The organism is Salmonella sp. SAL4457 (assembly GCF_046548235.1).
Classification (GTDB): Bacteria; Pseudomonadota; Gammaproteobacteria; order Enterobacterales; family Enterobacteriaceae; genus Salmonella; species Salmonella enterica.
Map to the genome: position 1 here is coordinate 479,535 of NZ_JBGDZO010000003.1, position 16,983 is coordinate 496,517.

Genomic DNA, 16,983 nt, shown 5'->3' on the forward strand with positions numbered 1-16,983 from the left:
AAAAGCCGGAAAAAGATAACCCCTCCGGCTTTTACACATTATTCCTCCGGCTCCAGATGTTTTATTTCAATCCTTTTGGTTTTATTTCGGGATGTTTTTCATATAATGGATTCATTATTTTAATAAGCATTTCACCCATGATCAAACCAACCGCTTCTCGATATACCTTAAATTCATCCTCATCACAACGGGACTGAACAACAGCAACAGATTCATCAAGTTCCTTACCGAATCTCAACATTAAATCACTAATTAATATAGCTGTATCCTTATCGTTAACCATACTTATTCCTGTAGTAAAAACATCAACAGCATTGATTTTATTTGCATTCGTTAACACAATTCCAGCAAGCAAATCCGTTACTTTTTGTAGGTAAAGGCATAAATGAGCATTCACTAATGCAATTATTTTAAACCATTTTTCATCTTAATAACTTGCCAGAATCACCTCTATCAGTACCACAAGTAATAAGACCAAGAAGATCAATAGGATTCAGCGGATAATAATATCGGTTCCATCCCCCTTTCAGCCCTATTGGATCTACGTAATATACCTTCCCAGTCCCGGATTATAGAACGGTGCTAGTTATAATACAGCCCCAATTCTTCATCGCATTGGGATAGGTTCTAACTGGAGTTATCACACGTTAATGTAATTTAATTACCTCCCCATGTTTCCCCGCATCATCCGTAAACATTGCTTGCAAGCATATTTTTTGTCCATCATTTTTAATATAATTAAATTCTTCAATTAAAGAATAGTTAATATAGTCCACTCTATAATATAACTCCACGGATTTTGAATTAATGACATTACTATATTGAAGTTTTCGCCCTTTAATTTCACCGAGTATTTTCATTTTAGTTTCCATAACTGTTAAAAAATCTTTTCTCGCAGTGGCATTTTTGAAAGAGTCACATGACAAATCATATATCTCAGCATACTCCCCTTTATTATAAAGAGAAAAAAGCTTATCAACTCCTTCTTTCGCAACGTCTCGAATAGCGCTATCATTTTTAATATTCTCTCTACCTAACCATGTAAAAAATAGAATAACGAACAACACAATCAACACCATAAATAGTAACGATAGAAAAAATCTATTTCTTTTCACTTGAATTCACCTGATAACCAATCATATTCCTTATCCATCAGATCGAAAATCTCCGATAGACACCTCGAATGCCGGGAGCATGTGAGTTCCCCCCAGTCTCCAAATCCGGGTCCCATACTCACACCTTTTGTATATTTATAACTATCATTTTTATTACGAGCATCTGTATAAGCCATTCCCGCAAGAAGTGCCCCATAAGAATCCCCTCCAGACTCTGATATTCCTGGTGATAAATCAGCATCAGGGGCTGATATTGTGAATAACAAACCAGCAGAAGTACCTATACCGCTATGATCACACAATGAATAATACACACAAACCTCTCTTTCCTTTGGGGTGTGTACTCCGGCTCCAGTTGCCCCGCCATCTGCTCTGGCGTCAGCCTCCCGTAACGGTCATACCGGTACAGTTACTGCATATCTTCCGTGATGCGGTTATCCGCCCATAATGATTTCCCGGCTTTTATTCAACGAAGGATTAATAATTTCATGTACAGTCTCTGATATTCTTTACTCAGAGTTATCAGCCTATCCCCCAAAATAAATCACATATTATCTTGATTATTTTTTTAAGATTATCTCTAAACATCCCTCTTTTCGATAAAGTGGCATATAATATCCATATTATCGCGATTATACTTCCAATAATAAAGATCAACATGGATATTTTATTAATCATATTCATCAAACATCAATGTCCCTATCTCTTTGATTAAATTCATTGGAGAATCCATCATGTTATGGAATTTCTCTTTATACATATCGCTAATTGATGGCTCATCTGGATCGTCAAACTGTTCACTATAAGGCAATACACCTAATAAATTTTTGCAGCACCTATCCTTGTCGGTTTCATTAAGTGATTCTGATAATCATAAATTTGCCCTGTTATATGAAGCAGTTGCTAATGTGATATTCCCCCCTGCCAGAGAAACATTGCCCACTGGAGACAATGTAATAAATCCATCAGCAGCAATACCTATCCCGAGTTTGGCTACCCCACTTGTGTGCAATCTTGCAGAATTAGCTATATTTAAACCAGCCGTTAACATTTTTGCCGGATTAAATGGAAGACTATCCAGACTATTATTAGTCTCATCTATCATGCGACTACATATTTCACATGTAAACAATCCCAGCGAATCTATATCTATGACGGGATTCAACGGATAGTGGTAAGGATTTAATCCCCCTTTCAGCCCTGTCGGGCCTGACTGACGAACCTGCCACACTCCGGTGCATAATATCTGAACAGATTTTAATGCAGGCCCGTTTCATCGTCAAAATACGGCCCCGGTAGCCGGTTGCTCATCACTGGCCGGGGAGAGGGGGGGCCGGTGCCAAGATGTCGCGCCCATACTCACTCACCCTGAGCTCCACAATCAGCCAGCATCCGGCGGAGAATTAAGAATTTATTTAGTCAGCAAATATGAATACCTCCGGCGCCAGCGTACGCCACATCAACAGCGAAACCTGCATGACCACCTGTTACTCACAAATCCCCAGCGGCGACTGCCAGGAAGAAGCGGGATTTGAGACCGGGGAGCGGCGTGACGGTGAAGATTTCGGACGGGTGTATTGTGCTAATGGCGGACGGTAACGAGGTGCAGGAGCTGCGCGAACAGCTTTATCAGGCTAAACGGGTGGTTAAGGGGGGTGAAGGATGTGCTGGTTTAGTGGACTGAACGGGGGTTAATAAAAAAACCGGGAAGAGTTAATTTCTTTCCCGGCTTTATATTACTACTAATCTCTCACAAAATTAACTATCTATTTTTCGTAATGATAATCTTCATATTCCCATGAAAAATAGCGTTGTAATACAAGACAAGATTCTTCCCAATTTTCTCTTGTACATTTTTTTAGAATATTTTCGATTACTTTCCTAAGTATATAATAATCAATTACAATAACTCTGTTATCAGATATGAGAAAATTCTTTGATCGCTTTCTCAAGGCTTCTGGAGTGGCAACTTTCACATAGAAATAGTTGCTTCCTTTTTCACCATCATTCATCCCAAGACATAAATCAACAGCCACATATGTATCTTCAAGAGAAGCAGGCTCCCACTCACTAAGTGGATCGAACATTGTTGAAGACATATCGTATAAAATAAGTTGTGGTTTATTTTTTTCATGGCCGAAAATTCTCCACGTCTAAATGAACATTGGCAATAACATCACCATCCCCATTTTTGGTTTCAAAATTCACTTGCTTTCCAGTCTTCGACCATGGACGACCGTTAACACGATCAAATCCCCTTTTATCAGCAGGGAATCTGAATGTTCTCAAACCATCTTCTGGCACAAGTCCCTTACCACTGGACATAACCTATAATTAGGACCTACAAATGCTTCCCCTAATCTGAAAGCATCATTCTGTGATACAACGCCAGTAATTCCCCGATTACCACCTGCGGCGGTCTGATTTCTAATTCATTTAAGCTTATTCTTAAACTACTGGTTTGTTAACTTGCAGGTTAAACCAAGAGGATCGATCCAGCTTAATGGATTCGGTGCATAACTGTAGAGATTTAGCCCCCCGCCAGCCCTATCGGCTCAAGTTACACAAAGCGTCCAGTTTATGGATCGTACTGCCTAATTTAGGTCGTAATGAGTCAAAGGTTTTACATCGTAATTCATGCACTACCACCATAACGTGATAATTTTCATCTGCACAAAAGTACTATAAATCAAAGGGTAATTTAAATATAGTCCAATTGATATACAGGTACATCCCTCATATCGGCGCGAACTGGGTACGGGACACAGTAAGCTATATCGGTCAAGAGACTGACTGACTCAGTGCAGCTTAACCGGGGGAGATCTTTCGGGTTTTAATCAGCTATTTGATACTATATCAAAAATATTTATTTTCGCATCGCAGAATTTAGCATTTCCAACATTTCCTCTTCTGTTTTATCATATGGCGGTTTCCATAAAGGAAAATTTTTCTCTATCCACTCATCATATTCTTCAGGAGTTAATCTGGCTTCTAACTCTTGATATAAGTATTTTCTTGTTCTGGATAGTTTATCTAATACACTGCATTGATTAAAGAATAGCAACAACGCTAATGCCATTTTGCCACTTTTATCAAACCCAGAGCCAATCTTATCTATTACAGTAACAATCTCTTCTAAAGATATCAAAACATCTTTTAGATTGTCTGTATTTTCTGAGTTATATTCTCTCATAGCTTTAGCATCTCTTATTAAATTCAGTTGTTTTCTCATCTAGTTCAATGTCACCTTTTATCTTATATTCCTCAACACCTAAGTCATTTTTCCTAAACTCCACTCGATTGGTATCCATATCAAAGTCAATATAATTTCTGGCGTGATTTTGTTTTATTTTAAATTTATCTGCCGCATCAGCCATACTTAATGGTTTCCCTTTTGCTCTAACAGCAAATACAGCATTTTGGTCACCTGCAAGTATCTTCATACTTTCTTTTATTGCCGCAAAACCTTGATTACTTGTGTAATGCCGTAAACGAATAACGTCAAGGCCAAGTGGATCGATCCAGGTCAGTGAATTAGGCGCATACTGATAAAGGTTTAACCCGCCCCTCAGCCCAATCGGATCCTGACTGACGAACCTGCCACACTCCGGTGCATAATATCTGAACAGATTGTAATGCAGCCCTGTCTCGTCGTCAAAATACTGCCCCGGCAGCCGCAGCGGCTGGTGAAAGTACGCTCCGCTGTTGCTGATGTCCGCCGCATTTTCTCCAAACCCCCTGATATACCCCGCCCATACCAGCGTTCCGTCCGCCGCCGTCACCTCCTGCGGCGTGCCCGTCACATCCGTGTGGTAATACCACACCTGCCTGCTTTCTCCCTTTCCCGTCACGCTCGCCACCGGCGTGTACGGCTGTTCCGCATCGTACAGATATGTCCGCCAGCCCTGCTGCTGCACGTTCTCCTGCAACAGCCTGAACCCCTCCCACACAAAGTCCGTCCGGCTCCGCGCCGTATGCCCCGTGTGCCGCCCGTACGTCGCCTTGCGGGTTCGCCTCCCCAGCGCATCGTAGCCGTGGTGCGTCTCCGTGTTGCCGCTGATGACCCGCGTCAGCTGCCCCTGCGCGTTCCACTCCAGTTGCTGGTCGCGCCGCGTGGTCAGCTCGCCCCACTCGTTATAACCGTAACGGTCACGACCACAGCCCGGCACCGGTTTGCGTGGATCGCCCAGTCCCGCCCTGGCGGTCTGAATACGTTCACCAATCTGCGCCAGCGCGCCGTCTTGCCCGGTAACGCGTTGCGCCAGTCGGGCAGGCAGTTCCAGCACCTGGCTGGCCTCATCTTTCACCATGCGCCCGGCAGGAATACCGGTCCAGTCGGCGACAATCGCCGCGACAACCGCCGCGCTGACTTCCGGGAACACCACCGGCGCGTCACCCTGCCACTCCCTTAGCGCCGTTTCGGCCTGTTGCAGCGTGGTTTTGTCATCAGCATCAGACTCTGCGAGACGCAGTTCCTGCAACGTATGTACCAGTTCCAGCTCCCGCTGCCAGCGGGATTCGGATGCAGTCAGTTCATTGTTGAGCGAGAAAATTCGTGCCGTCAGCGCATCGCGCCGCTCATCTGACTGAATCCCCATTTTTTCCTGCTTCTGCAACAGCGACCGTTCCATTTCCGCCGCTTTTAGCTGCTGGCGCAGGAACTGTACGCTGGCAGGCGGCGTGTGCAGCGTCAGCGCCACGCGGGCCGCGGCGGTATCCAGCAGGCTGATGGCCTTACCCGGCAATTGCCGGGCGGGAATGTAGCGGTGAGAAAGCTGTACCGCCGCACGTACCGCCTCATCCAGAATCAGTACGTTATGGTGTTTTTCCAGCGTATCCACCAGACCACGCACCATTTCCATTGCGGGGATCTCTTCCGGTTCGGCAATCTGCAACACCTGAAAACGACGGGTCAGCGCCGGATCTTTCTCAATATGGCGCTTGTATTCGCTCCAGGTGGTGGCGCCGATAGTCCGCAGGGTGCCGCGCGCCAGCGCCGGTTTCAGCAGGTTAGCGGCATCGCCCGTGCCGGATGCGCCGCCCGCGCCCACCAGAGTGTGAACTTCATCGACAAACAGAATAACCGGCTGCGGCGAGCGCCCGGCCTCTTCCAGTAACCCTTTCAGACGCGATTCAAACTCGCCTTTCATGCTGGCTCCGGCCAACAGAGCGCCAACGTCCAGCGCCAGCAGCCGTACTTCCCGCAGCGCGGGCGGCACTTCCCCCTGCGCAATCGCGAGGGCAAAACCTTCGACGACCGCCGTCTTTCCGACGCCCGCCTCACCAGTCAGTAGTGGATTATTCTGGCGACGGCGCAGCAGAATATCCGTCATGGTGCGGATTTCATGCTCACGCCCCGTCACCGGGTCGATTTTGCCGTCGCGCGCCTGTGCCGTCATGTCCTGACAGTATTTTGCCAGCGCGGATTTACCGTCCTGCACGCCGTTGGGAATCGCCTGGCTGCTTTCACCGGGAATGGCTGATGCCAGACCGGAGCCGTCGTAAGGGCGCTCCTGCGCTTCCGGCGATGTTTCGATCAACGAGGGCAGTATTTCCGTCAGTTCATCAACCGGAAGCGTGGCCAGCGGCGCGCAGATACTGCTCAGTACCCGACGCAGTTCTGGCGTGGTCAACAAGGCCAGCAGCAACCAGCCGCTGCGAATTTTGTTATCGCCGTAACGGACGCTCGCCAGCATCCATGCCTTTTCAACGCTGAGATCGATATGGTGAGAAAAATCACTAATGGCGCTGGCCCCGGCGGGCAGCATATCCAGTTGCCGGAGTAACGCTTTCTCCACATCAGAAAGAGGGATCTGGTAATGCCGAAGAACGTGGAGAATATCGTTATCGGGCTGCTGTGTTAACTGGTGCAGCCAGTGAGTCAGCTCAACCCAGGGATTAGAGCGTAGTTTGCAAAATGCCGTTGCCGATTCCAGCGACCGGAATAGTGGGCCGGCCAGTTTTCCATACAACGCACTGCGTGAAACAGGAGTTTCCATGTGTTATGCCTTGTGACATAAAAATTCATAAAAATAATGCATCAATGCACATAAATATATAAACAATTCTTTATTGATAGCCTCGAAAAAATATCGAAACAAAACAATGATACAGATCAGGGACTAATTAGCAACCAAGCCGTTAATATTAAATAATCAATGAACAGCAAGATAAAAATCGCAATTGCAGAATTAAAAGAAATAATATTTCAAAAAAGACATCTATGCATACAACAATGCATTCACGACGAAAATAATAAAAAGGGTGTCATCAATAATGACTCCCTATGAATTTAGTTAAAATTATTTATGAATTAAAACTCCCTAAACGTTTCCTCCAGAAAAATAAATACATTTAAGGGACATAATGAAACAAGACATGTGGGAATTACGGAAAATACAGTCGCAGGGTATAACGGATAACGCACAGTATCCCGCAGGGACATACATCGTATTTACTGCCGCCGCCCCCTACGTTCCGCTTTTTGAGCAACATGGGAAAGACGATATCGCGCTCAGTCTTGTTCGCCACGAAGAGGCGTGGTGGATTGTTAATCACTCGGATGAACTGTGCTGTGCCGTCAATGAGCAGGTGATGGAACCTCATCACCGTATGCGGCTGAATGATGGAGATACGATTGAATGGGGTCTGTCATCCTGGTGCCTTGCCCGCACCAATGATGAGTCCCGTCCCGATGTTTCGTTTCCTCAGTTGGTTCAGTCATCTGAATCTGTTGCTGAGTACCTGGATCTGGACTGGTTTAAACAACAACAGCTCAATCCGCAGAACCCGTTCGATATTATTCCCGTCCGGGAAACCGCATCCTCTTACACTGGCCATGAAGCGGATAGCACGCTACACCAGCTTTACCAGGAATATCAGCAGGCATTGCGGCCCTCCGGGCAGGAAAAGCCCCTCCGTGCTAAACCGTTTCCCCGAAATGAAGACGCTGTCACCCAGGATTTGACGTCGTTATACGATAAAAAGGGCGACACCGACACGTTACAGGATATGGTGGCAGGCGCGCCCGGTATTGATGCCATTCTGGATACGCTGGACACGACCGGTGAAGGTGAAATGCACTGGCTGGCGATGGAATCAATGCCCGATACCCGTAGCAGAAAGTCATAATAATCAGCACTTAACGTTAACGCATCATCCCGAGTGAACCACGCGCTGTGATTCTTCGGAAAATGCGGGAGATAAGCATATTCAGGATAATCAAGACCAATGGCGCTGCACCAGGCTTTCTGTATCCGGGTCCCCATATTATCAGCGTCAGGCTTTGTATAATCTCCCAGATAGGCATAGGCCTCTCTGTCAAACAGCAGAACCAGATGGTAGTGAGGATGTTCCCCGGTAACCCGTTCCCTGGCCCAGATATAGCCGAGTGGCACAGGCTCACCAGGCCTGCCAGAACGCTTGTGTTCTTCCCTTAACTGGCTTTTAAGGGATTCCATAGCCCGAGTAATGGCTTTCTCATCATCCTTCTGAAAGCATATCGGCAAGTCCGGCTCTCCTGGCACATGGGACTGAGCAAACCTCAGGTCAGCGCGCAGAGCGAATATCCGGTTATAGTTTTCCAGATAATTAGATATTACAGCAAGCGATCGACGAAGCATATGGCGTGATATTCTCGAATCATATTTATCTTCAGCTTCCTGCAGCAGAAATTTAAACTCTCTCTCAGCTAAATCATAAGGTGACTTCATAATAATCTCTTTTATCGAAATTCATTAGATAATGGGTAGCAAGCAGCTACCCATGCAATTAGGCATACAGGTTCCCCTGCAGGAATGTGTTACCTCTGCAGACATACAGATTTTATTATTACGTTAGCGCATACATACCGATACTTATCGTATTAGTGTAAGAGTACCTACCCACGATAAATATAGTACCTACCCACGATAAATATAGTACATATACCGACTAATCAATACGGATAATAATTCCACTCACAACAGCGAAACCCGCTACACGCCAGGGAATGCGTGGAATATAACCATCTGATATTGAATGAAAATCACGCTGAAGTTATCCTTTCAGCGGGACGCTACTGATAGCACTACCTCCCCCATGATATTCTGGTATACCTTTCAAAGCCTTGTGTTCTGTATCCAGTTCTGAAGGTGCCATTTCGGAAGCCAGGTATTTGATGTAATGCGTCCCACTTTCGTCCTCCCACAACTGGATTTTACCCTCCTCAGCAAGCTGTTCCAGAACAGGCTCAAGATCAGCTTTTTTTCTGAGTGAACGATGTATCTCTTGCATCATTTCACGCCTTAAAAAATCATAAGACCCATTTTTAACAAGATGGTTTTCAAGCCAACTGAGTACTCTTTCAGAATGGGAAGGTCCCCTGACCACATCCATTTTTACAATAAAATGATTAAGGTGCCATTCCGATATTAACAACGCAGCTTCCAGTGTTTCCAGCGTAATAACGGTTGAGTCAGGGGTGATAAACAACTGCATCACAGCAGCACTCCTAGCGGTATGTTCGCAGTACCGCGCAGCCCAGTCGTTATAATGGTACAGCTTTCCCCCCTGCTGCATCAGACGCTTTACGTCCCTGCCAACATAACGCAACCGCTTCTTTGCGTCAGGAGCAAAAGTCATACAGATTCGGGGTTGATTTTTTTTTCTGCGTTCAATCCCGGCAAGTAAATGTTTTTTCTGAATGGCATAAAACTTTTCCAGATCGGACTCATCGCCAGAAACCAGCTCATCAATATCAATCTGTCTGGTGAGTAACGTAAGATCCATGGTTAACGTACGCGCATAAATTCCCGTAGCTCGTATTGCGTTACCCAGTGATTTCAGTGTGCAGTCATGTGGCTCCGGCTGTGTCATCAACAGCATACCAAGCCGGGGATCTTTAATATCTGTGATACCCGTTGACGCACGACTGATCCGATAATCATCACCACACCATAGCGTATTATGAATTGCGATCTTACGGCGCATGATGCTTTCATACAGAGCACTTCCCTCGTCAGAGGTGATACCCAGACTGGAGTATTGCCCCAGCTCTTTCAGAAGGGCTTCCGGCGTGGGATCCGTTACCGTCAGATGCACCCTTACAGGCTTAACCGGTTCATTTCTGAGACATTCATCCAGTTCATTTCTGGCTGTCTCCACTCCCTCTTTCTGGCGTACAGCTTTCTGAAACGATTTCTTAAGGCTCTTACATTCTTCATCCCATAGCACGTGTTGCCGTTCATACTCCTTCAGTCTGACTGAAAACACCTCTGCCAGCTCACGTTCAGTCTGATGAATTTGCGCCATAATGAGCCTGTATACTGTCGTTTTTTTGCTTCCGGACCTTGCCAGTATTATGTGAAAATGCGATACAGGAACGATAATATCATCATCAATTTCAACATCATACATATCCTGGCAGGCCAGAGCCATGCTCCCCTGGAGGGTTGCAAAGATAAGCTCAACCGCCGCGCTGGTTTTGCCATATATGAAAGATATGATTTGTTGAAAAAACGTCAAAATTGCTCTGGTGTTCAGATTAACATGATGATTTTGAGTTTTTTTATGGGTAAGCTTCATTGCATAGTCTCTTTTGAGAAAAAATTAAACGCTTCTGGAGGCGATCCACTCATCAACGGAAGTGGAACGCCATCCAACGGAAGCAGCACCAAGTCTCACGGTTTTTGGAAACGTTTCGTCGTAATACCTGGATTCGGGATTTAGCTTTTCATAGATAGTTGACCGGGACAGACCGACTATCTTCGTCAGTTCTCTCATGCGCAGAATGCGCTGTTGTGGCTCTGATTGTCTGGTGTAAACAGATGACATTTTCGATTCTCCTGTTGGATGTCTCTGGCTGTGGTCGCAATTTTCCACAGGAGCTGAAATACTGTCCCCGTAAAAAAAACAAAACCAACCGCAGGGAGTGACAATGCACACTTTTGCCAGTCTGATGTACGATGTTTATCGGTCTTTTGGCTTATTCAGTAAAGGGAACAGGCGGGCTGCTATACGGGGGGCTGCGACCTTTTCCAGCCATCAGCGCTTTTTCGGTAATCGTGAGGATGAAAGACATCAGGAACAGAAACACTATGATGAAATCATCGGGGTTCTTGATGCAGAACAGGTGTTCAGCACAACTCAACGAAGGGAGATTTTTTACAAATACGAGCAACTTTATAATGCCCTGATGGCTCGCCCCGTCTTTACTGAACTGAGCCGGGAACAAATAAAAAAGCGATATGCTCTGCATATAATCCCCAGATTAATCGCACTTGACATATATAAAACGTACAAAGACGAAAACAAAAACTGTTTTTATCACCATATACACCAGTTCTTGCTGAAAGATTATTGCCCATGCTGGCAGGATAAAAAGAAAGGGGGTTTATCTGCTGTCCAGAAGTATCTGAAAAGTTTAGCAAGAAAACAAAAGTTCTCTCATACAGATTCAGAAAACCTGGCGCCTCTTTTCAAAGTAATTGAAAATATCCGCCCAGGTAATACACAGAAAAAAAGCACGCTGGAAGCATCAATTATAGACTGCATTAAGGCGTATTCTGGTATTGTTGACGATGATACGCTTAACAGCGTCAGAGTCAGTCTTGATAATATAAAAAAAGCCCATTACTCCCTGACCGTACTCCTTAATGTCGAACGAAAACTCCCTGTCATTAACATCATATCACGGTACTACAGAAACTATGTAGACAATGGAATAAAACCCGGGAATATATCAGCAATGTTATGCAGACTACTGTATGAGCCAGAACCCCATGATTTTATCCATCATGATACCATGATTAACTCAATTGCGGATTATTATCATGAGAGAGTAATAAAACCGTTCTCCCTGAATATAAACGAGGAATGTTTACAGAGTATCAGCGCATTAAAAAACATCATTTTCAACTTCAATGATAAAACCATTATCTCCGAAGTACAGTTAACTGACATCGCTGTAAAATTAAAAAAAGAACCCCATAAACAGTTTATTCAACCGTATATTGAACTCTGGAAGGTTATAGATTTAATCAGTAAAGGCGAAACAGAGGAAGCATTTGAGAAAGTCAAAACTATTTCTCTGGACGATTTACCTGCAGGATATCTGGCATCCGCTTTTTTAGTTATCCATATTGCATTACGTATAAAATTTGAGAGGAAAAACGTTAAAAATGGTGTTTTCTCATTATCTGTAACATCCATCCTGGAAAATCAGGGGATTTACACTGACTATATCCCCGTCAGTCAGGCTTATACAGAAACCCACAGTGACGACTCTGTTATAAAAAGTACTCTCCTTTCTGAATCCATTTTATCAGATGCCAACAATCTGACCATCATCCGTTCGGTAAGGATGTATAATAACATGGTCAGGAGAATAAGTGACTGGAATGACCTTGAGCTGGAAGGCATTTATCCTGAGTCTGTTTACGGGCTTCTGGATAAAGTTGACACTATCCTGGGTAAGATACTCAACATTATCTTTTCTGAAAAAATTACTTCCAGTCAAGATTTATCCTGCATCCTGAAAAATAATAAAATTCTGACCCGAGGTGAACTGAATGATAGCCTTATAGGCATACTGGTTAACTGTCCTCTTTTGGCGTGCGTACGGGACATCGAGAGTCTGATAAAATATCTTCGCTGCCCTGGGGAGGAAATAAGGAATATGATTCTTTCAGTTGATAAAAAATTGTGGGATTTGATATATGGAGCCCTGACGATTCTGGAGGAAGAAAGAAAAATACAGACTGGGAAAACACAGGGGGGTGGAAAATAATTGCATATTTTTACATATCCCCCCGGCTACAGTGGCTACGTGTAGCCACTGTAGCCGGGGGCTTACATTGAAAGTAACATTTTACTGATCAGAAAAAGCAGGTGAATCAAGGCTTATGGGTGATCGAGGTGCTCAATAATCGCACTAACTGGTAATAGGTAACGTCTAGCAGAGACGATACTTGGCCTGGATGTATGTCTTTTTATTAAAAAGGGCTTATCCATTAAGAATAGGCCCTGTAAACTCAGACATCAATCTCTAATAAGAACCAAATATAACTAATATGAATCCAAATAATTGCTAACCCAATAATACAGTTATTCCGTAGATATTATGCCAAGCAAATTTTGTAATCCTTGATAGGCAACAGGAACGTTTTCACTATCATACATAGATGTAAATATTTGTTTTGATCTCGTTGATTCAGATATCAATGAACTTGCTATTTTCAAATGTTCCACCTCAGACGAGATAAACCCTATTGGGATGCTAACCGGCTGATGTTCCAAATGGAAATGAAAAAGAACACATACAATTAAACCAGGTATAAGTAACAACTCTAATTTCCCATCCATAAGACATATATCTAGATTAAATAAATATTGAAACTGATCTCTATATTTAAATGCACGATCTTTAGCTGCATTATTCCGACCAGAGATCATTACATAAGTACCAACAGGATTGCTCTTTTTTTTATTCCTAGAATCCAACAGACGGTCAATCTTCTGAACAAACTCTCTTGCCCCGCGAGTTCTAGCCCAAAGGGATAGTTGGGGGGCAAGCCACAACCCGCTTTGAACGATAGTTTTTTCTGAAACAGGGAGGGTATCTATTTTTTCACCATCCTCACCAGATTTTAAACTAACCTCCTTATTAACTAACATTTCCTCCTGTTTTAGTATCTCATCTCCAAGCCTAGTGATAATTAAATCGGCGTTATGTTGTAGATAAAATGCTCCAAGTAATGGGGTGACACGTCTATTATCATAACAAACAATACGTGTTAAATGAACATCTTGAACATATCGACGCAAATCAAAAGCATCATTCGAAACATAACGTTCAAATAACGAATAATCAAAATAATGAATAAAATCCATAAAACTATTGTTTTGCGGACGTTCTTGTTTTGAAAGTGCATCAGTAATAGCCTCTGATATTTCAAGTCTATTATTAAAAGCTTCATTATCTATATCACGTCGAATATTAACTTGGCCATCCAAATCCAGATAAAACATACACGGCAGTGGAATGCTAAAATGCTCGCCAGCATCTACCGCACTAATCTTATAGATCTCTGCTTTATTCTTCTTACAAATACTATGAAAGTGCTCTTGAAAGGCTTGCTCTGCATATTGAATTGTTTTAGATTGCCTCTCAATATTTCGTGCTGCTAACTCCACTAATGAATTTACACGTTTCAATCTGTTGGGGCGTCCTGCTGGACTAAAACTTATTAGATCAAAAATAACTTCAGAACTCCATTCTTGGATTTTAAAGAACCGAGGTAGATGATCTGAGCTATCTTGAAAACGAGTTAATGCATAAGAAGTTAGCTCTAACAGCTCATCTTCATTCCATTTAATGAGGCGTTCGTTAAGTAATGTCTGAATTATTGCATCAGTTTCTTTTTTTGTGAATCCAAAAAAATCCTGAATTTGTACAGGACTCAATGTACCACAAACATAAGCGATGCGAAGCGCGAACTCAGTAACAACGGGCAATGCCTCCTCAGCACTTATTGAGCATTCGATAGCGAAACTTTGTGCAGGAATTGCAAAAGTAATTTCATCAACAGCTAATATTTCTCTTAGTTTTTTTCTTCCAATGTAATCATTTCTGTCCCTCCTCAATGGCTAATGCCTGAACCAAATTGAAGTTATTCCCATCACGATGTGTTTCAATGTGGTTTAATACACGGCCTAACGCTGAAGTTTGATGCCTCTCACGCCACATACGAGCAGCCCCAATGATTACTAATCTATCCATTGCACGCGAAATCGCCACATTTATTCGCTCCGAGCTGCTAAGGAACCCTTGAATACACTGATTATTATTGCGCGTCGTTGCAACGATAATGATCCGATTTTCCTTACCTTGATAACTATCAACTGTATCAATTTTAATAAGATGTCTATAACCAGTAGCCCAATCTTGTTCGCTAAGTAAACGTTGCAATAGGCGTTCTTGATTTGCATACATGCAAATTACACCAATTGGTTTTTCCTCATCTGAAGTTTCATCAATTAAATATTTGATGAATGATTCTGCTGTACATATTGAACGCAGCGTATCAATAATTTCTCTAGCTTCATAAGGATTGTCAAATCCAGGATGTTTTGCTCTTTCATAAGATTCTCCCCCAGCATCGGAAGTATCAACCCAAGTAATAATAGAACTTAATCTTTTAGGTAATTGATTAAACCAAGGTTCTGGATTTCCACGTCCAGGTTCTAACGGTTTGGGATAAAAACAAGCTGAAACCATTTCACCTATTGGTGGGCCATTCTATATTGAGTACGTAATGTTGCTCCGACTTGTTTACCATAATCTGATTCGAAAGCACGTTCAAAATCACTACGTGTTAGTACCGCGCGATCAGAGTAATTTAGTTCTATCGATATTTTTCGCACCACTGGTTCAGGATACAAAGGTGGCAATTGACGATGATCGCCGACCAGTAACACCCTGCGACCCGACTGAATTGCTATAGCCAATTCGCCAGGTGTCGCACGAGCAGCTTCGTCGACTATCACCCAATCATAGCGATTTTTTGCTACACCAAATTGTGAGCGTCCTAGACCCACACAAGTCCCACATACAAGTGATCGGGTCTTCGCAAGAAATTCTTCAAATATTGATTTTTTTGTCGGAATCAGAACGCTGAAAAATTGGCGGTAATATTAACACTAATCAACGACTTCAGCGATCCTAAAACAGGAAAGTACAGGTTATTACCAGCATGTTTGCAGCTCGATTCCCTCGATCAGTATCATCAGACAATCCCAAATAATTTCAGATAGATATCATCAAAGTGAATCCCCCGCCTCTTTAACCGGAGTGCGGGGATTTTTATTTTTTCACGCTGAGAACCCTGTATGACTAAACCTCACGGCCTTCAGGCCCTGGAACAACCGCTGTCGGCGCTTCCCGATACGCTTCGTCAGCTTATTCTTGAACGTATTCAGAACCTCACCCACTACGAGCCGGTGATTGGCATCATGGGCAAGAGCGGTGCGGGTAAGTCTTCGCTCTGTAATGAACTCTTCCGGGGTGAGGTCTCCCCCATCAGTGATGTGAACGCCTGTACCCGTGACGTGCTGCGCTTCCGGTTGCGCAGCGGTCGTCACAGTCTGATGATTGTTGATTTACCGGGTGTGGGAGAAAACGGGCTGCGGGACCAGGAATACCGTGCCCTGTACCGGCGTATGCTGCCGGAGCTGGACCTGGTGCTGTGGGTCATTAAAGCCGACGACCGGGCGCTGTCAGTAGACGAGCAGTTCTGGCATGGGGTGATGCAACCTTACCAGCAGCAGGTGCTGTTTGTGCTGAACCAGGCTGACAAAATCGAACCCTGCCACGAATGGGATATCCGCACCAGTACCCCCTCGCCACAGCAGCAGACTAACCTGAAGGCGAAACAGGCCGCCATTACCACGATATTCACTCCCCGTCATCCGGTCTGCATGGTGTCAGCGTTGACCGGTTGGGGCGTGGAAGCGATGGTGGCAACCATGATGCGCTGTCTGCCGGACCATGCCACCAGCCCGGTGGCGACACAACTGCACGGGAGGCTCTGCACCGGGCCGGTCAGGTCACAGGCCCGTGATAGCTTCGGTGAGGCCGTGGGGCGGGTGTTCGATACGGCAGAATCATCGTCGTTTCTGCCTGCGCCGCTGAAGACTGTGATACGTACCGTGCGTGATGCGGTGGTGTCCGTGGCCCGCGCGGTATGGGACTGGATTTTCTTCTGAATGAGTAAAAGGTCATCAGGACTGTAGTGAATGACTCTGTTTATTCACCGCCTGGTAGATGATTATTTCCAGGCAGACATAACCTGTCCTGACCAGCAAAAGATACCACCAGTCGTAAGCGCGT

16 protein-coding genes and 3 pseudogenes are annotated in these 16,983 nt (G+C 44.3%); 4 read left to right on the forward strand and 15 right to left on the reverse strand.

Translation table 11 applies throughout. The annotated features are described in order from the left end of the window. Window positions 1–61: 61 nt before the first annotated feature. From ACLJNW_RS13445 to ACLJNW_RS13470, 6 genes and pseudogenes are all read right to left on the reverse strand, one after another. On the reverse strand, window positions 62–340 hold the full coding sequence (locus tag ACLJNW_RS13445; RefSeq protein WP_012543321.1) for a hypothetical protein: 279 nt from the start codon (window positions 338–340) through the stop codon (window positions 62–64). Window positions 341–464: 124 nt separating this feature from the next. Beyond that, window positions 465–618: pseudogene (locus ACLJNW_RS13450) on the reverse strand (RHS repeat-associated core domain-containing protein); the annotation flags it as partial. Window positions 619–647: 29 nt separating this feature from the next. Beyond that, complete coding sequence (locus ACLJNW_RS13455; protein ID WP_001674144.1) at window positions 648–1,115, reverse strand: hypothetical protein; 468 nt, start codon at window positions 1,113–1,115, stop codon at window positions 648–650. Next, window positions 1,112–1,429 carry a hypothetical protein gene (locus tag ACLJNW_RS13460; protein WP_153274541.1) on the reverse strand — a complete coding sequence of 106 codons (318 nt, stop codon included), beginning with the start codon at window positions 1,427–1,429 and terminating at the stop codon, window positions 1,112–1,114. The genes ACLJNW_RS13455 and ACLJNW_RS13460 overlap by 4 nt, the downstream gene beginning before the upstream one ends. A 557-nt stretch (window positions 1,430–1,986) precedes the next feature. Then, a complete protein-coding gene (locus ACLJNW_RS13465; protein ID WP_125541564.1) occupies window positions 1,987–2,220 on the reverse strand; it encodes a hypothetical protein in 234 nt (77 codons plus the stop codon). 24 nt (window positions 2,221–2,244) lie between these two features. Further along, window positions 2,245–2,417, reverse strand: a pseudogene (locus tag ACLJNW_RS13470) (RHS repeat-associated core domain-containing protein); the annotation flags it as partial. Between the two features lie 247 nt (window positions 2,418–2,664). On the opposite strand from ACLJNW_RS13470, the gene ACLJNW_RS13475 reads away from it, so the two are divergent. Then, window positions 2,665–2,799 (forward strand): hypothetical protein, encoded by a 135-nt coding sequence (locus tag ACLJNW_RS13475; protein WP_001675090.1) that lies wholly within the window; start codon window positions 2,665–2,667, stop codon window positions 2,797–2,799. Window positions 2,800–2,881: 82 nt separating this feature from the next. Here ACLJNW_RS13475 and ACLJNW_RS13480 read toward each other — a convergent pair whose 3' ends face one another. The 3 genes from ACLJNW_RS13480 to ACLJNW_RS13490 all read right to left on the reverse strand — a co-directional run bounded on the left by ACLJNW_RS13480 (window position 2,882) and on the right by ACLJNW_RS13490 (window position 7,114). Next, complete coding sequence (locus ACLJNW_RS13480; RefSeq protein ID WP_223201872.1) at window positions 2,882–3,202, reverse strand: Imm8 family immunity protein; 321 nt, start codon at window positions 3,200–3,202, stop codon at window positions 2,882–2,884. Between the two features lie 779 nt (window positions 3,203–3,981). Next, a complete protein-coding gene (locus tag ACLJNW_RS13485) occupies window positions 3,982–4,347 on the reverse strand; it encodes a hypothetical protein (RefSeq protein WP_001231281.1) in 366 nt (121 codons plus the stop codon). Further along, window positions 4,313–7,114: an RHS repeat-associated core domain-containing protein gene (locus ACLJNW_RS13490; protein ID WP_000449788.1), complete on the reverse strand. Its 2,802-nt coding sequence runs from the start codon at window positions 7,112–7,114 to the stop codon at window positions 4,313–4,315. Before ACLJNW_RS13490 ends, ACLJNW_RS13485 begins: the two co-directional genes overlap by 35 nt. Window positions 7,115–7,481: 367 nt before the next feature. Here ACLJNW_RS13490 and tagK point away from each other — a divergent pair, with 367 nt between their 5' ends. Next, complete coding sequence (tagK, locus tag ACLJNW_RS13495; protein ID WP_000806693.1) at window positions 7,482–8,246, forward strand: type VI secretion system-associated protein TagK; 765 nt, start codon at window positions 7,482–7,484, stop codon at window positions 8,244–8,246. Between the two features lie 35 nt (window positions 8,247–8,281). Here the strand turns inward: tagK and ACLJNW_RS13500 are convergent. The 3 genes and pseudogenes from ACLJNW_RS13500 to ACLJNW_RS13510 all read right to left on the reverse strand — a co-directional run. Continuing rightward, window positions 8,282–8,827 (reverse strand): annotated as a pseudogene (locus tag ACLJNW_RS13500) (inovirus Gp2 family protein); the annotation flags it as partial. Between the two features lie 325 nt (window positions 8,828–9,152). Beyond that, window positions 9,153–10,679 (reverse strand): YfjI family protein, encoded by a 1,527-nt coding sequence (locus ACLJNW_RS13505; protein ID WP_000778658.1) that lies wholly within the window; start codon window positions 10,677–10,679, stop codon window positions 9,153–9,155. 24 nt (window positions 10,680–10,703) lie between these two features. Continuing rightward, window positions 10,704–10,928 carry a helix-turn-helix transcriptional regulator gene (locus tag ACLJNW_RS13510; protein WP_001673759.1) on the reverse strand — a complete coding sequence of 75 codons (225 nt, stop codon included), beginning with the start codon at window positions 10,926–10,928 and terminating at the stop codon, window positions 10,704–10,706. 103 nt (window positions 10,929–11,031) lie between these two features. Here ACLJNW_RS13510 and ACLJNW_RS13515 point away from each other — a divergent pair, with 103 nt between their 5' ends. Beyond that, a complete protein-coding gene (locus ACLJNW_RS13515) occupies window positions 11,032–12,882 on the forward strand; it encodes a hypothetical protein (RefSeq protein ID WP_000556732.1) in 1,851 nt (616 codons plus the stop codon). 317 nt (window positions 12,883–13,199) lie between these two features. Here ACLJNW_RS13515 and ACLJNW_RS13520 read toward each other — a convergent pair whose 3' ends face one another. From ACLJNW_RS13520 to ACLJNW_RS13530, 3 genes are read right to left on the reverse strand one after another with little or no spacing between them, the layout of a single operon-like run. After that, entirely contained in the window at window positions 13,200–14,738 is a 1,539-nt protein-coding gene (locus ACLJNW_RS13520; RefSeq protein ID WP_001250528.1) for a hypothetical protein, read from the reverse strand. Beyond that, window positions 14,719–15,381 carry a C-terminal helicase domain-containing protein gene (locus ACLJNW_RS13525; protein WP_277752259.1) on the reverse strand — a complete coding sequence of 221 codons (663 nt, stop codon included), beginning with the start codon at window positions 15,379–15,381 and terminating at the stop codon, window positions 14,719–14,721. The genes ACLJNW_RS13520 and ACLJNW_RS13525 overlap by 20 nt, the downstream gene beginning before the upstream one ends. Next, window positions 15,378–15,764 (reverse strand): AAA domain-containing protein, encoded by a 387-nt coding sequence (locus ACLJNW_RS13530; protein ID WP_077906470.1) that lies wholly within the window; start codon window positions 15,762–15,764, stop codon window positions 15,378–15,380. The genes ACLJNW_RS13525 and ACLJNW_RS13530 overlap by 4 nt, the downstream gene beginning before the upstream one ends. 219 nt (window positions 15,765–15,983) lie before the next feature. On the opposite strand from ACLJNW_RS13530, the gene ACLJNW_RS13535 reads away from it, so the two are divergent. After that, entirely contained in the window at window positions 15,984–16,859 is an 876-nt protein-coding gene (locus tag ACLJNW_RS13535; RefSeq protein ID WP_000165430.1) for a GTPase family protein, read from the forward strand. Window positions 16,860–16,983: the final 124 nt, after the last annotated feature.